The organism is SAR202 cluster bacterium (genome assembly GCA_016872285.1).
Classification (GTDB): domain Bacteria; phylum Chloroflexota; class Dehalococcoidia; order Lucifugimonadales.
Window position 1 is genome coordinate 1 of the sequence record VGZZ01000005.1, and the last position, 15,222, is coordinate 15,222.

13 protein-coding genes are annotated in these 15,222 nt (G+C 57.3%); 6 read left to right on the forward strand and 7 right to left on the reverse strand.

The window, feature by feature from the left end:
- Positions 1-28: 28 nt before the first annotated feature.
- Positions 29-3,649 (reverse strand): DNA polymerase III subunit alpha, encoded by a 3,621-nt coding sequence (locus FJ320_02715; protein MBM3924887.1) that lies wholly within the window; start codon positions 3,647-3,649, stop codon positions 29-31.
- 118 nt (positions 3,650-3,767) lie between these two features.
- On the opposite strand from FJ320_02715, the gene FJ320_02720 reads away from it, so the two are divergent.
- A complete protein-coding gene (locus FJ320_02720) occupies positions 3,768-4,715 on the forward strand; it encodes a complex I NDUFA9 subunit family protein (GenBank protein MBM3924888.1) in 948 nt (315 codons plus the stop codon).
- Positions 4,716-4,786: 71 nt separating this feature from the next.
- Complete coding sequence (locus FJ320_02725; protein MBM3924889.1) at positions 4,787-6,001, forward strand: amidohydrolase; 1,215 nt, start codon at positions 4,787-4,789, stop codon at positions 5,999-6,001.
- Between the two features lie 242 nt (positions 6,002-6,243).
- Here FJ320_02725 and FJ320_02730 read toward each other — a convergent pair whose 3' ends face one another.
- On the reverse strand, positions 6,244-6,978 hold the full coding sequence (locus FJ320_02730; protein MBM3924890.1) for a cysteine hydrolase: 735 nt from the start codon (positions 6,976-6,978) through the stop codon (positions 6,244-6,246).
- Between the two features lie 96 nt (positions 6,979-7,074).
- Entirely contained in the window at positions 7,075-8,856 is a 1,782-nt protein-coding gene (locus FJ320_02735; GenBank protein ID MBM3924891.1) for an ABC transporter substrate-binding protein, read from the reverse strand.
- A gap of 422 nt (positions 8,857-9,278) precedes the next feature.
- Between FJ320_02735 and FJ320_02740 the strand changes: the two genes are divergently transcribed.
- Positions 9,279-10,190, forward strand: coding sequence for a universal stress protein (locus tag FJ320_02740; GenBank protein ID MBM3924892.1), 912 nt, complete (start codon positions 9,279-9,281; stop codon positions 10,188-10,190).
- Between the two features lie 64 nt (positions 10,191-10,254).
- Here the strand turns inward: FJ320_02740 and FJ320_02745 are convergent, their stop codons facing one another.
- On the reverse strand, positions 10,255-10,986 hold the full coding sequence (locus FJ320_02745; GenBank protein MBM3924893.1) for a hypothetical protein: 732 nt from the start codon (positions 10,984-10,986) through the stop codon (positions 10,255-10,257).
- Positions 10,973-11,566, reverse strand: coding sequence for a hypothetical protein (locus FJ320_02750; GenBank protein MBM3924894.1), 594 nt, complete (start codon positions 11,564-11,566; stop codon positions 10,973-10,975). Before FJ320_02750 ends, FJ320_02745 begins: the two co-directional genes overlap by 14 nt.
- 45 nt (positions 11,567-11,611) lie before the next feature.
- On the opposite strand from FJ320_02750, the gene FJ320_02755 reads away from it, so the two are divergent.
- From FJ320_02755 to FJ320_02765, 3 genes are all read left to right on the forward strand, one after another.
- The gene (locus FJ320_02755; protein ID MBM3924895.1) at positions 11,612-11,965 is read left to right on the forward strand and encodes a rhodanese-like domain-containing protein; all 354 of its coding nucleotides are present in this window, start codon (positions 11,612-11,614) and stop codon (positions 11,963-11,965) included.
- 196 nt (positions 11,966-12,161) lie between these two features.
- Positions 12,162-12,635, forward strand: a complete 474-nt coding sequence (locus tag FJ320_02760; GenBank protein ID MBM3924896.1) for a response regulator transcription factor — start codon at positions 12,162-12,164, stop codon at positions 12,633-12,635.
- Positions 12,563-12,856, forward strand: a complete 294-nt coding sequence (locus FJ320_02765; GenBank protein MBM3924897.1) for a winged helix-turn-helix transcriptional regulator — start codon at positions 12,563-12,565, stop codon at positions 12,854-12,856. The genes FJ320_02760 and FJ320_02765 overlap by 73 nt, the downstream gene beginning before the upstream one ends.
- Positions 12,857-12,863: 7 nt before the next feature.
- Here the strand turns inward: FJ320_02765 and FJ320_02770 are convergent, their stop codons facing one another.
- A complete protein-coding gene (locus FJ320_02770) occupies positions 12,864-14,339 on the reverse strand; it encodes a HAMP domain-containing histidine kinase (protein ID MBM3924898.1) in 1,476 nt (491 codons plus the stop codon).
- A 41-nt stretch (positions 14,340-14,380) separates the two neighbouring features.
- A complete protein-coding gene (locus FJ320_02775; protein ID MBM3924899.1) occupies positions 14,381-14,878 on the reverse strand; it encodes a hypothetical protein in 498 nt (165 codons plus the stop codon).
- Positions 14,879-15,222 lie beyond the last annotated feature (344 nt).

Below are 15,222 nucleotides of genomic sequence, written 5' to 3' on the forward strand. Positions count from 1 at the left end.
CAAATACGTCCATTTAATGCTCGGCATGTTACATCGCGCCGGTCTTAGCCGCTCCATTCCCAGAGTTCGCTTCGGCCGCTTCCACGGCTAACTTGCCCGGCCCCAAAAGCGTTTCCAACCTCTGCTCCAGTTCCGCGCAATGACCGACGCTGATAGGCATATCGACTCTTACCACCCGGCCGCCTGTGCGTATCCGCAGGTGTACATGGTCGTTGCCTGGATATTCCAGAAGGGCTTGCAGCAAGTCCTGGAGAAGATAAGCGTCCTCTCCCTGGTTTTCGGACTCATCGAGAGTAATCAGGATTGTATTAGTGGGAGCCAAGGGCGTCGGGGTCTCCTTATGGGCGCCGTTGGTCTTGACGCCGTTGGTTTTATTGCCGTTCGTTCTCGATCCGTTGCCGTTCTGCCTAGGGCCGTTTCTTTTTGACTCGATGGCTGACGAAGCGTCGTCGATGCTCGACTCGGATTCCTGGCCGGTATACTCCCTCGCGTCGTCGCAGTAGATTGAGATATCCTCGCCGCGCACCACCACCTTGCCGGTGCAGAGCAGCAGGCGTCCCTCCTGCCACACCCCTCTAGTCCGCTCTAAGGCCTGAGGCCATGCCAGCACCTCCAGCTCACCTCCCAGAAGCTCCAGCGTCGCGCTGAGGAAGGGGCGCTGGTCCTTGGTCATGCGCTGCTGTGTGGAGGATAGCTGGCCCAGCACCGTCACCTGCTGTCCCTCCATCTCCACGTCCAGCTGGTCACGAGAGGCTATAGCCTTGCTGGGAATGCCTTTAGCCAGGGCTTTAAGAGGATTGGAAGAGATGGGTATCCCCAGCAGCTCCTTCTCCCACGCCACCTTCTCCTCCATCAAGGCGTCTTCACCAGTAGGCCTGACCACCACCATAGCCACGTCGTCAGTCGCGGCCACACCCTGGAAGAGGCTTGTCTGGCCGGTCTGCCGCATCCTGGCCTCCCGCTGCGACTGGGCCAGTATCGTTTCCATGACATTGAGAACAGCGCCGCGTTTGCCCAGACAGTCCAGCGCGCCGGCCTTAATAAGGCTTTCCAGGCCGCGCTTGTTCAGTCCCCTGGGGTCGGAGCGCCGCGCGAAGTCCTCCAGCGACTTGAAGGGGCCGCCCTCTTCGCGAGCCTTCACTATAGGCGTCACCGCGCTTTCGCCCAGGTTCTTTATCGCCGACAGCCCGTACCGGATGCTTTCCTTGCCATCGACATCCTTGTCCAGGGCAAACTCCACGTCGCTGCGATTCACGTCCGGCGGCAGGATGGGAATCCCCATCCTAAGGCACTCGTTGATGGCGTTGTTCATCTTCTCCGGCTGGTCCCGCCGCGCGTTAAGCACCGAGGCCATGTACTCAAAGCGGTAGTTAGCCTTAAAGTACCCGGTCCAGTAAGAGATGAGGGCATAGCTAACGCTGTGCGCCTTATTGAAGGCGTATCCGGCAAAAGGCTCAATGAGGCTGAAAACCTCCTCGGACAACCCTTTGGAGAACCCCTTCTTGACCGCGCCCTCCAGGAAACGTTCCCGCTCCTTGCGCATAAGCTCAGGAATCTTCTTGCCCATGGCCTTGCGCACGATATCGGCGCTGCCCAGGCTGTAATCCGCGAAGGTCTGAAGTATCTTCAGCACCTGGTCCTGGAAGACAATAATGCCGTAGCTATCCTTTAATATTTCGTCCAGGCTGGGGTGAGGGGAGCGGACAGGAATGCGCCCGTGCTTGGCGTCGATGAACCGAGGTATCTGCTCCATAGGGCCGGGGCGATAGAGGGCTATCATCGCGGCCACGTCATTAATCGCCGTCGGTTTCAGCTCCTTAATATTGCGCTGCATCCCCGCGCTTTCAAGCTGGAACACTTCGTTGGTATGGCCCGATGACAAGAGATCAAAGGTCTTCTTGTCGTCCAGCGGTATCTTCTGCAAGTCCAGGCTGAGACCCCGGGTCTTCTGCAGCATCTTTACGGTGCGGTCTAGGATGGTAAGGTTTGTGAGGCCCAGGAAGTCCATCTTCAGCAGCCCCAGCTTCGCGATAGGCTCCATGGCGAACTGAGTCATCGATACCTGGCCCGCTTCGCCACGCACTGGCTGCTGCAGCGGTATGTACTCCGTCAGCGGCTCGTCTGATATTACGACGCCAGCGGCGTGTGTGCTGACGTGGTGGGGAATCCCTTCCAGCCCCTGGGCGTCGTCCAGGAGGTTCTTTATCTCTGGGTCGCCGTTGTACATATCCTTCATTTCAGGAACGCCTTCCAGGGCGTCCCTGAGCGTGCGCACTTTGAAGGGGACGAGCCGCGCTATGCGGTCGGTATCGGCGTAGCCCAGCCCTCGCGCCCGGCCCACGTCGCGAATCGCCGCCTTGGGCCCCAGTGTCCCGAAGGTGATGATTTGCGCCACCCTATCTTTGCCGTACCGCTGCATCACGTAGTTCAGGACCTCGTCGCGCCGGTCGTCCTGGAAGTCCATGTCGATGTCCGGCATCTCTTTGCGTTCTATGTTCAGGAAGCGCTCAAAGACCAGCCCGTACTTCAGCGGGTCGGCTTCAGTCACTCCCATGCAGTAGAGCGCCAGGCTGGCGGCGGCGCTGCCACGCACGCCCAGGAGGATACGGTTCTGCCGCGTGAACGACACTATCTCCCACACTACCAGGAAATAGTTAGCGAACCGTGTTTGCCTGATGACATCCAGTTCATACCTCAGGCGTGATTTCTGCTCCTCGGTGGGGTTCCCATAAAGACGCTTTAGCCCCTCCCAGCAAAGCTTTTCAAGGAACTGGTCTGCGGTAAAGCCTTCCGGGACAGGGTATCTAGGCAAATGAAGCTCGCCAAAGACCAGCTTGGTGTTGCACATCTCGGCGATTCGCTGGGTGTTGGTGATCGCCTCAGGCAAGTCCTTGAAAAGCTCCGCCATCTCTTGCGGACTTTTGATATAGAAGGACTCATCCTCCATCTTCAGCCGTTTGGGATTATGAATAGTATCATTAGTAGAGATGCAAATACGAATGTCCTGGAGGTGGGCATGGCCCTTCACGGTATAGTGGCTGTCGTTGGTGGCCACCAGCGGGATGCCCAGGGACTTGCTAAGCTCCAACAGTCCCTTGTTTATCGCCGGAAGCTCCGGGATACCCGAGTGCTCCTGCATCTCCAGGAAGAAGCGTCCAGGGAAGACCTCGTTGCACCACTTGGCCCGGGCAGCGGCCTTGTCCATACGGCCCTCGGTTATGAACCGCGGTATCTGGGCGTTGGGACAGCCCGATAGCACGATTAGTCCCTCCGAGTGCTGCGCGAAGACCTCGTCATCGATGCGTGGCCGGTAGTAGAACCCTTCCAGGTGCGCCTTGGTGACAAGCTGCATCAGGTTTTTATAGCCCCGGTTGTCCATTGCCAGGACGGTAAGGTGGTAGGGGCTTTTCTCCGACGGGTCCTTTATATGCCGGCTCTCCTTGGCCTCGTAGATCTCGCAGCCCAGGATGGGCTTCACCCCTGCCTCCATCGCCGACTGGTAGAAGTCCACCACCCCGTATAATGAGCCGTGGTCGGTGATAGCCAGGGATCCCATGCCCAGCTCCTTGGCCCGATGGACCATCTCATGGATCCGGCTGATGCCGTCCAGGAGGCTGTATTCGGAGTGAACGTGAAGATGAGTAAACATGGTTGGCTTTAGGGCCGCATAAACATAGTATATAGCCATATGGTGGTCAAGGCGGCAAGGGGCAGAATTACAACAAAGCGATGCAACAAATTAATAGGCTAATACAAGGGGTTGTAGCATGTTTGTACTAGTCACTGGCGCTACTGGCTTTGTCGGCAGACATGTTGTCAAGGAGTTGTTGGCCCGGGGACATGCCGTTCGTGCTCTAGTCCACCGAAAGCCCGCCAACGGCGTGTTGCCGGCACCCGTGGAGGCAGCCCAAGGCAGCGTTTCTAACAAGAAGTCCTTGCAGCCCGCCGCTCAGGGCTGCGACGCCGTCATCCACCTTGTGGCCGTCATCAGGAAGCGCGGCCCCAACCCCTTCGATAGGATTAACGTTGAAGGAACGCGAAACGTAGTCCAAGCCGCCAAGTCCGCCGGCGCCAAGCGTTTCATCCACGTCAGCGCCCTGGGCGCCCAGAACAACGAAAGGTATCCGTACCTGTTGAGCAAGTGGAGGAGTGAAGAGGCTGTTAAAAGCGCCGGCCTCCCTTACGTTATTTACAGGTTCTCCATTATGTTCGGCGAAGGCGATGAGTTCACCAACTCCCTGGCGGGGCTGGTGAAGGCCTTTCCGATAGTGCCTGTCGTCGGGTCCGGCAAAAACAAGTTCCAGCCTATACACGTGGAGGACGTGGCCCGGTGCATTGTCCTCTCCTTAGAGAGACCCGAACTGAACGGGGATACCCTGGAGTTAGGCGGCCCTCAATACCTGACCTACGACGACATCATCGACGTTATCGCCCGGACCCTCGGAAAGCGTCCTCCAAAACTCCACATCCCAGTGGCAGTAATGAAACCTATGGCCGCCCTAATGGACATCGCGACTCCCAGGTCTCCGGTCACCACTGACCAGCTAGACCTGTTGGCCGTTCCCAACTACGCTGAGATAGGATCGGTGGAGAAGGCCTCCGGCTTCAGCCCGAGGCCCATGGAAGGAAATTTGGACTACGTGAAGAAAATAAAAGCTTCCGATGGTCTTCGCATCGCCCTGGGCTTCATGCCAAAGCACATCCGCGACCACTAAAACCTAACTTCGTTGACACCTCTTGGGTGGCGGCATAGACTGGCCCTTAGTAACCCAACGGAGGCGATGGAATGGCCTGGAACGGCTGGAAGGTTATCGACATGGACTCGCACATTCAGGAGCAGCCCGCTCGAATGTATAACGGCTATGTGGACAAAGAGTACGAGGAGGACTTCCAGCGCCTCAAGAAGGCCATCGAGGCCAATATCCAGTCCGGCGGCAAGGGCGCCGTGGCCGCCAGCCGATACGCCATCCTGGCGCCCGTAGTCTCCGACGGCACCCTGGGCATGATGGACAGTTTCGGTATGGCCCCCCGCGAGTTTATTCTCCAGCCCAAGAAAGGCACCCGCACCAACTTTGGCCGCCCCGAACGCGGCGACCTCCCCATGATCCGGCCCGAGGTCAACTGGGACGTGAAGGCGCGAATCGAGGACATGGACGCCTCCTATGTGGACGTCGATGTCCTGTACCCTACCCACGTATCCAGCTACTGCGCCCTCAACGACGTGGGCTTCGAGAACGCCCTCTACCGCGCATACCATAGATGGGTCAGCGACTTCTGCTCCCAGGCCCCTGCCCGGCTCAAGTGGACGCTGGTGGCCAACATGCGTGACTCCCGATCAGCTGTGCAGGAGATTAAGTACTGGGCCAAAAAGGACATAAATCTGGTAGGTGTCTATTTCTCACCCCAGGGCCCCAACGACATGCTCCTGGACGACAAAAGCCTCCACCCCATCTACGCCGCCGCTCAGGAGGAGGAGCTTCCCATCCTGGTCCACGGCGGCACCGCCCGGCCTCCCTACGCCCCCGGCACCTTCGACCTCCGCGGCGCCTGGTTCCTGCAGCACTCCCTGGGCAACCCCTGGGCGGGCATGGCCTCCATGGGCGCGCTCATCGGCGGCGGCATCTTCGAGAAGTTCCCATCGCTCCGGGCGGCGGTGGTCGAGACGGCGGCAGGCTGGCTCCCCGGCATCCTTGACCGATACGACAGCCACTACGCCCTGTCGCCGGCCCACGTGCCCTACTTGAAGCACACGCCCAGCCAGGTGGTCAAGGAAAGCGGCCGCTATTTCCACGGCATCGACACCTGGGAAAAGACCCTCGAATGGCTTGTCGGCGAGCTGGGCGAGGACGTCCTCGTCTTCGCCACCGACTGGCCCCACGGCGACACCGCCTGGCCCGAGGCTGTCCAGCAGGTGGTCGAATGGAAAGGCCTCAGCGACAGCGCCAAGCGCAAAATTCTAGGCGAGAACGCCCTGAAGCTCTGCCCCAGGCTGCAAGGGTAACCCCCTTACGGCTCTACTTACTTGCAGTGTTAGAACCCGCAGAGTGGTAAGGTGCTAGATCCCGTCTGGTCCTCTCCCTCCTTGAGGCCTGTCCCGAGTATCCCCCGAGGGAGGGAGAGTTAGAGAGGGGGGTCGGGGTGGAGAGGAGCGGGAGTCTTCATTCGCCACGTCCATAATTATTAGTCCCCTTACGATTGAATGAATGCCGCCTCGACCTTTCAGCGGGGCGGCATTTTTGTTTCTTATGCCTGGGTGGCGGGCTGCTTGGCGCCGCCCAGGGCCGCCACAAACTCTTCAGTGTTTACCACGCTGGCTATGCGCGGCAGGAGGTGCTTAAGGGCGGCCTCGTTGACCACAGGGTCGCGGTCGGCGCAGCCGTCGGCCAGGACCACAATATCCAGGTCCATATCCACCGCGTCGCGGGCCGTGGACTCGACGACCCCCACAGAGCTAACGCCAGTCAGGACTACGGTAGTAATCCCCCTCCCGTAAAGCACCTGCTGCAGATCGCTGCCGGTGAAGGCGCTCATTCGCTTCTTCGTGACTATAACGTCCCCCTGCTGCGGCGCCACCTCCTTGCATATCTGCGCCTCCGGCGAGCCGATTTTCATTCGCCCCGCCTCCTTGACCGCCTTGAACCATCCAGTCTTGCCAATCTCAGGGTGGCCCTCCCTAAAGCCAACGACCACGTGTATAACCGGCACCCCAGCGGCCCGGGCCGCGGCCATGCCGCGCTGCAGGACTGGCATGAGACGCTGCCGCTCTGTCGTAGGCAGCGCGCCGACGATCCCCTCCTGGCAGTCCATCACCAGGAGTGCGGAGGAGCCTTTATTTATAGAGAGGGCCATGGTTATCACCTTCGATAAGAGTTCAGAGAGCGGAGCGCAGGGAGTATCCCCACTGTCGGCATTCGGTGTCAAGAAGATGCCGGCGATGATGCCATGAAATATCGCGCCGTCCTGAACAGCCCTGCCCAAAAACAACCGTGTTAATTTAGGCGGCTTCCATGGCCCCGACAAGCCAAAGGCCCCCCGAAATCGGGGGGCCTTAATCCGCGTGCGCTGAAACCCAGGCTACTTGAACATAGCCTTGGTGTACTCGTGATGCCGGGTCGGGCCAAAGTGCAAGTGATTGGCCAGGTATTCCTGCACCACACTGGGGTCGTAGGGGACCTCCGGCAGAATGTACGCCATTGGCACGATTAAGTGCTGGTCGTACATGTAGTCGCCAATCTTGATCATCTGGCCCTGGATCTCGTTGGGCTGAAGCCGGGCCTTGAGGTCCAGGAACATGTCGTCCAGCACGGGCACCTCCCAAGAAGACGAGCCGCTTCCCCCTGCCACGTTGCTCATGGGGAAGGTCCAGCCCAGGTAATTCCGGTAGGGATAGGTGGAATACCGGATAAAGAAGATGCTCTTGTTGTATCCCCGGTTCCGCTGCTTGGTCAGCACGTCGCCGGACGGAATAGTCTCAATCTTTGCCGTCATACCTATGCTCTTCCAGTACTGGGCCACGGCCTCTGACACCTCAATCATCTCCGGCACGCCTGAAAACTTCGCGGTGGTCAGCGTGAACTCGAACCCGTTGGGATATCCGGCCTGGGCCAGGAGCTGCTTCGCCTGATTGGGGTCGTACGGGTAAGGCGCCCACTCCTTCTTATGGTAGTCAAAAAGCGGCGACATGTTATGGATGCTGAAAAGGACGGCGGCCTTGCCCCAGAACTTGTCTACAAGCTCCTGCCGGTTAATCGCCAGGTTAGCCGCTTTGCGCACTTCCAGCTTCCGGAAGGGATCGTCGGCGCTGTAGCCCGGCGCCACAGGCTCAGTTTGCCCTTGCTTGCTGCCCGCCCTTATAGGCATAGGCTTGTCGTAGTAGAGACCGCTGAAGAAAGCGTAGGCGAAGAAGCCGGGCGTTGTGCTGGTCGCAATCTTGTAACCCTGGCCCTTAGCCTCTTTCAGCAGCGACTTGGGCACGTCCGCGATGTGGACTTCCTTGGCCAGCAGCTGCGCCAGCCGGGTCGCATCCTCCGGCACGTAGAAGAACTGAAGCTCCTGGAAGTCAGCGGTCTTTCTCCAATGGTTCTCGACCCGCTTGTGAAGAATATGCTGGTTAACCTTTATCTCCACAAACTGGAAAGGCCCCGTTCCTACCGGGTTATCCAGATACTTCTCCAGCCCTCCCACCTTGTCTTGATAGTCCTGGCTTATGATTCCCGCCACCCACTGTTCGCTGAGCCAGAACGGAAGGAAAACGTCCAGCTTAGCCGCCTTCCAGACCAGCTCATTGGGGCTGACTATCTGAAAGTTTTCATCCTTCAGGCCCATGTCCTTGAATATCTGGTAGCTGGCTAACGAATCGTCGCGGCCAACGGAGCGGAAGGTGGCAATGTAGTCCTTAGCGGTGACTTCCACCCCCTTGAAGTCGCCCACTGTATGAAACGGGATACCCTTCTTTATCTTGAAAGTCCAGGTCTTCCCGTCGGCGGACATAGCCCAGCTCTCGCCTACCTGCTCGTTGTTTAGCTCTTCGGTGAAACGGTTCATCCCTATAGGATGCTCATACATACCCTTAAACGGACCCGTGCCGCTTTGGGCTACTTTCCACATCATGTTAGTCTGCTGAAGCGGCGGGACTATCCCAACCTTAAGCCTCGGCGAGACCGGCACCTTGGGGGCGGCGGTGGGCGTTGGAGTAGCCGCCGGCGCCGACGTTGCGGTGGCCGTGGCCTGCGGCTGGCTCGTGACGCCTCGGGTAGGCGTATTGTCCTCTCCGCAAGCCGCAATGAACAGCATTAACCCCAGCAGCAATGTCAGCGGGAGCATGAACTTCAAAACTAATCGAATATTCGTAACCAAGGACTGGTCCTCCTCTCAATATTTATGAACTCAAAACGTGGAGTCAGGCTCTGCTAATCTATACATAGCGGAAAATTTTGGCGGCAATAACTCGTAAAAGACTAAAGCAGTGTCTTCTAGTTGCTAACCGCTGTATCCGCCAGAACCTAGCATTATATCAGCATAAAGTCAATATATACTTTTCGAATTCTATATCATCAATCCATCCGCATAATCGATATCTAAATATCAGCGATTGCTGTCCATACTCATAATTTAATTCCCAAAATCTTTCCTCGCGCTGCTCCGCTCTCAGCCTAAGATCGCTTTCTATGTCCATGTTCATGGAACCTGCTACCCCATTCGGACTATTCGCGATGATAATTGACCCGTTTTCGTACTGTGCATATACTCAAATTTGAAGCTCCTCAAGGAGGACACGCGTGTATTCCCACATCGTCGTGCCCGTGGATGGTTCCAATCTCTCGGAAAGCGCCCTGCCCTGGGCGTACGCCTTAGCCAAAGCCTTCGAAAGCAGAATTATCCTAGTAGAGGCCCTTGCCCCCGGCGAAGCCACCGCCGGCCACTGGAAGGAGACTGAAGCTAAGACACGCGGGGCCATGGCAGAGGCGCGCCGTAAGGAGCAAGCCTACCTTACTATGTTGGAGCAGCGTCTCCACGGCGTTCAGACCGCCCATTCCCTCAAATCAGGCCGTCCCGAAAGAGTCATTGTGGCCGAAGCCAAACGCCACGGCGATTCCACCCTCATCGCCATGTCAACCCATGGGCGCACCGGTATTGGCCGATGGCTCGTAGGCAGCGTCACCACAAAAGTTATCCACGGCGCGCCTTCCTCTATGCTGATCGTACGGCCTGAGCAACAGGACAATCACAAGCAGTTGGAAGCCAGGTTAAGGCATGTCATCCTGCCGCTGGACGGCTCCCCCCTGTCCGAGGCCGCCACACCCACCGCCTTAGAACTGGCAGTTAAGCTCAATTTGCCCATAACTCTAGTACGCGTAGTGCCCACAGCCCAATTTACCGCCGCTGGCGGCTGGGCCGGCACTTACGCCGGGGGCTATGCGCAAGTCCTGGAAGCTGTCGAGTCGGAAACCAAAGAATACCTGGCTGCCAAAGTATCGGACCTGAAAGGCCGTGGAATCTCACAGGTGGATTCCAAGATGTTCTTGGGCGACCCGGCCGGCCACATAGTGGACCTGGGACGAGAGAGTGAGGGCAATCTTATCGTTATGTCTAGCAGAGGCCGCACAGGCCTGGGCCGCGCGGTCCTCGGCAGCGTCGCTGATAGGGTGGTCTCCAGCTCCGGAGCGCCCGTCCTCCTCGTCAAAACCTAGCCCGCCGCCTCACCTCCAACCTCCATTTATCCGAGACCCCATCGTGAATCAGCGGTTGCCGTCTTTAAGGGCCCTTCCGGCGAAAAAGCGAGAAGAAGCGGTCCTGGTAATGCTGGAAAAGGCCCCATCGGTCCAGCTCTCTTTTCAGAATTGCGGGATCCGCGCCCCTCTCAGTGTCTCTAAAAAGCTCTTCAATGCGCTGGATCGCCGCTCTTGGCGCTTCCATCTCCCCCGCGGGATCAAACAACCGGCGCGACTGCAGCTCTTCAACATTCCCCGCCACAGACGCCGCCGTGTATTCGTAAATGAACTTTAGCAGCGACACATCCCATAGCTCGTCAACGCCCAGCATCACCACAGAAAGGTTGTTGCTTTCGTCCTTCAGCCTGCTGCTCACCCGCTGGGCCACCTCAACGGCCGCTCCTTCCACTATCTCCATCTCGCCCGGCTCGTTCTTGTAGTGGTAAAGCAGCCCAGGCGCATTGGCGCCATGACGGAGAGCCAGGGAGTTGAAATACGCCTTGGCGTCATCTCCAAAACCATCAAGCTGGGCCATATACGCTGGCGTGACAACCTGAGGCCGCTCCGCGGTCACAACCCCTTGCCTGATAACCGCCTCCGACGGCCCGGGGGCTACCTCTTTGTAAACCGGTTCGGTGACAATAAAATACTGCAATCTCGTGACGCCAAAAGTGTGCAAGTATTGATGAGGCGCCTTCACTACCTGTGTCCTTGAGACGGCGTCTATCAAACGACGGTATTGACCGTCCAGGTCCTCCATGTCAGACCATCTCAACGAGATGCTTCTTGTTCTCTTCCAGATGCTGCTCGTACTGACGGTCAATCTGGCTGGCAATCCGCATCCACTGCTGTTGAAACTCCGGCAGGGTCTCCACCTGTATCTGGACCTGCCCTTGCTGCGTTCCCCGCTGGCGGCTCAGCGCCTCCATGACCTGTTGCTCCATCTGCATCTTCAACTGCTGTCTGGTCTGCTCCCTCTGAGGCACCGCGAACTGCCAGTACTGGTCGGAAACATACTTGGCGCGGGATAACAGTTCCTTGGCTTTGGGCTTCTCCTTAAGAAGCCTCTCCAGGCCCTCAATCATTTTAGTGTTCGCCAGATAAGTTGCCTGGGTCCTGGGCAGCTGCAGATTCGAGATTAAAACGTTAGCCATTCCTCTAACTAGATAAGGCCGGTGCTCCGGCGGCGCGCCGGCGATTTTCGAGAACGGGGCGCTCTCCCCCTTTATGAACTCCCCCGCCAGCTTCTGGCCTTCGGGCAGCAGCTTCCACTCCAGTCGCTGCCTATCGTTGGGCTTCTCAAGCTGCTCAATCTTCTCCATGGCTCTTTCGTATGCGGATTTAATGCGGTCCATATTCTTTCTTATAAACTCCCATCGCGGTACGTACAGTATAGCAAGATGTCCAAAAGGCATGAAACGCCCTTTGCGGAACTTACCACTCATGCAGATGTTGACCCGACGACGCCTTTGTGCTATCTCTCTGCTATACACAAGCGCATCGGAGGCCCTATGTCGGAAAGCATTGGAAAGAAACTAATAGAATCTGCTCAGAACGCCGTGCCCTCTATCTCCACGGACGAGGTCCAAAAGAAGTTGCAGCGCCGGGAAAAGATCGTCGTTCTGGATGTCAGAGAACCGGACGAATGGGCCAACGGCCACATAAAGGAGGCCACTCTCCTTGCCCGTGGGCGCATCGAGGGCAGGATTGAGGAGATGATCCCAGACAAGAACACTCTCATAGTCACCCATTGAGGGGGCACAGGCCGCGCTGCCCTGGCAGGGCAGACCCTTAAGAATATGGGATACAAGAACGTGTGCTACATGAATCCCGGCTTCAGCGGCTGGAAGGAGGAGGGCAAGCCCATCGTTAAACCGTCCTAAATCCCCACTGCCCCCGTCATTTCGCCCTTGAACCCCCTATTGCTTTCGGGGGTATACTAGAAAAACCATGGCGACTATTTTACTGGTGGATGACGAAAAGTCGGTGCTGGACATGCTTAGCGCATGTTGCGAGGAGGCTGGCCACCAGCCCCTCCCCGCCTTAAGCGCCCTGGAAGCCCTGCGGCTCCTTTTCAAGTACCAGCCCGGTCTGGTTATTACCGATATCCGAATGCCCGGCATGACGGGTTTCGACCTGGTGAAACGCATCCGCGAGGTCACTGATATACCTGTCATCCTTCTTAGCGCCATGGGCGGCGAAGATGAGAAGGTCATAGGTCTGAAGCTGGGCGCGGACGACTATTTGGTAAAACCTATCGGCATCAAGGAGCTGTCCGCGCGAATTGAGGCGGCCCTCCGGCGCGCTAAAACCCCCGTCACAGCGCCCAGGGAGTCTACTCGGACGGCACCATTTCAATCAACCTGGACCGGCAAGAAGCCTATCTCAAGGATAAGAAGCTTGACCTCACGCCAAAAGAGCTAAAGCTCCTTATCTTCCTGACACAAAAGGCTGGGAAAGTAGTATCCGTTCCGGAAATACTACGGTCGGTTTGGGGGTCCCTAGGATACTCGGAAGAAAGCGTGAAATGGCACATCGCCAGTCTCAGACGCAAAATAGAGAATGAGCCCCATAACCCCAAGCTTATCCTAACCGTGTGGGGGTCCGGCTATAGATACGAGCGTCAGCTAGCAGAAGCAGCCTGAACCAGGCCTACCCTACTCCGGCGGTAAGTTTCTCAACCATCGACTGCCTGCTCAACGGGAACTTTATAACCACCTCCGTGCCCTCCCCCTCCGCGCTCTTGACCTCAATGCTCCCGTTATGCTCGGTTACTATACGATGGCAGACGTACAGTCCTAGGCCTGTCCCCTTGCCCACTTCCTTTGTCGTAAAGAACGGCTCAAACAATCGGTGTTGCACGCTCTCCGGTATCCCCCTGCCATTGTCTTGGACCGACACGCCGGCAAACCCGTCCTCAGCCCAGCACTTAACCGTAATCTGACAGCCTGACCCGGAAGCGTCTTTAGCATTCATCAAAAGATTGACAAAGACCTGCTCAATCTTATCCGGCCAGCCCTGGATATACTGCGTATCAGAATAATCCTTCTGAATCTCTACGCCCTTATTCGCGATGTCCCTGCCCACCAGGTCCAGGGCCACGTCCATAGCCTCCGACAGCTTTACCTGCCTGGGCGTGACCGACGGCCTGGAATACGCCAGAAGCTCCTGCACAATCTTCGCCGCCCTCTGGGCCATCTCGTGAATCGCCTCTATATACTCGCGTACCCTCATGCTGGCCAGGTGCTTCTCCGGCGCCCTCAGCAGCAGCTCCGCCCTCCCCAATATCGCGAACAGTGGGTTGTTTATCTCGTGCGCCACACCCGCCGCTAGGGTGCCTACCGACGCCATCTTGGCGGACTGGATTAGCTGTGCCTGCGTGGTCTTCAGCTCGTCCATCTGCTTCTTCAGTCGGGACGCCAGCTCAATGTTTTCCCGCGCCTCTTTAACACTCCGGGTCAGAGCAATATAGGCCAAAGCCATAGGAATGACCATAAGCAGCATGGACCACCAGGCCTCATGCCAGAGCACTAACGCCAGGAATCCTAGGGGCAAGATAGCCGCTTCTTGTACGTTGTCCAGAATCCAGGCCCGCCTCCACATGGACCAAAAAGCGGCGCCTTTTTGTATGGAAAGCATCCCAATCATCGCGGCGACGTTGACAGCGTGTAATGCCATTCCCGCCAGCACTGAGGCTCCCAGCACCCCGGCGCTCAAAAGGGCGCCGTCCTTGCTCCCGCCTAGGCTTTGGAACACCATCCCTGAGAGGCTCACCGACAGGACTACCACGGCGGCGTTGAAAGTCGCCACTTCTTTCCGTCGTCGCAGCCACAGGTCTGCCGATATGGACCCTGCCGCCGTGGCTACCGCCGCCTGAAGCGGCGACAACAGCAGCACCCCCAAAAACAGCGGCGCGATAGCCAGCGACGCATCCGCCTGAGGCGATACCTTCAAAGCGTAGACCAGGGCTATCCCCACCAGCACGGCCGTCAGTCCCATAACCGCTGCCTCCTCCCCTCCCCACTCCCCCGGCCACAAACCCTGGCCTAGAGCCATGACCGCGAGCCCTGCGATCAAAACGGCGCCTATATACCAGCGGTATTTCATTTCTTTACGCCATGCCCTCATCAAAGTCAAGCCAAATTAACCGTAATTAGTCCTAATAGCTGCTATTTGAGCATCAATCTCCCACTGACCTCCGTGTTGGAATCACCCCTGGCTATCTGCTTGAATTTGTCGCCGTCCACTGATGCCATAATCTTGGTCGCATGGGTCGTGGCTGAATGCGTAATAACTGTTACCTCCACATGAGTCACCTTCGATTTGCCGCGCTTCGGTCCGTTTGTAACGGTGGTTACCGAGCCGACGACGCCGCACCCCAGGTCATCGGATGACTCCTTCACTGAAACGGCCGATACACCCTCAGGCAATGTGACGTTGACTGTTATGCCTGTCAGGTCGCAGCCGTTTTCTGTTGGCACGTCCACTCTTATCGCAACGATATGGCCGTTGCTAAGCTCTATGACCGGGTCCACGCCGCTCCAGCTCATCCACGCGGAGCCGGTGGACGGCAAAGCCCATAAGACCGCCGCCATCATAAGGGCGGCAGCCAGAAGGAGGATCTTCTTGCGAGTTCCCATGATATTCAGCACTCTTGAGTTAACCATTCTGACCCCCTGTCGCTAGGGTAATTGTGCCGGTTAGTGACTTCCTATGGTTTCAGTCATTTCAGTTTGGCAATCGCGGGCAAGTATAAGCCATCAAAAGTGTGAAAATGGTGAGATATACTGCTAAGTTTCGTTATTATTCTTTCATTGATTTCTAAAATTCTTTTAAGATTTTCCTCCTTCTCCTAATTCGTTTAGGCACGCTTCCCCGGTATTCCTTCATTAGCCCTTCGCGTTACTATTCAAGTAGTCTAGGTCTCATACCTTAGCGATATCGAAATGATTCGTTGGAATTCTGCATGAATCCTGGCCGTCAAAACAAAGAGCAGCCGCCCCGAAGAGTC

Coding starts and splice junctions, on each gene's coding strand:
- FJ320_02715 (MBM3924887.1), bottom strand. CDS start 3,649: ATGTTTACTCATCTTCACGTTCACTCCGAATACAGCCTCCTGGACGGC.
- FJ320_02720 (MBM3924888.1), top strand. CDS start 3,768: ATGTTTGTACTAGTCACTGGCGCTACTGGCTTTGTCGGCAGACATGTT.
- FJ320_02725 (MBM3924889.1), top strand. CDS start 4,787: ATGGCCTGGAACGGCTGGAAGGTTATCGACATGGACTCGCACATTCAG.
- FJ320_02750 (MBM3924894.1), bottom strand. CDS start 11,566: ATGGACCGCATTAAATCCGCATACGAAAGAGCCATGGAGAAGATTGAG.
- FJ320_02755 (MBM3924895.1), top strand. CDS start 11,612: ATGTCCAAAAGGCATGAAACGCCCTTTGCGGAACTTACCACTCATGCA.
- FJ320_02760 (MBM3924896.1), top strand. CDS start 12,162: ATGGCGACTATTTTACTGGTGGATGACGAAAAGTCGGTGCTGGACATG.
- FJ320_02770 (MBM3924898.1), bottom strand. CDS start 14,339: ATGAGGGCATGGCGTAAAGAAATGAAATACCGCTGGTATATAGGCGCC.
- FJ320_02775 (MBM3924899.1), bottom strand. CDS start 14,878: ATGGTTAACTCAAGAGTGCTGAATATCATGGGAACTCGCAAGAAGATC.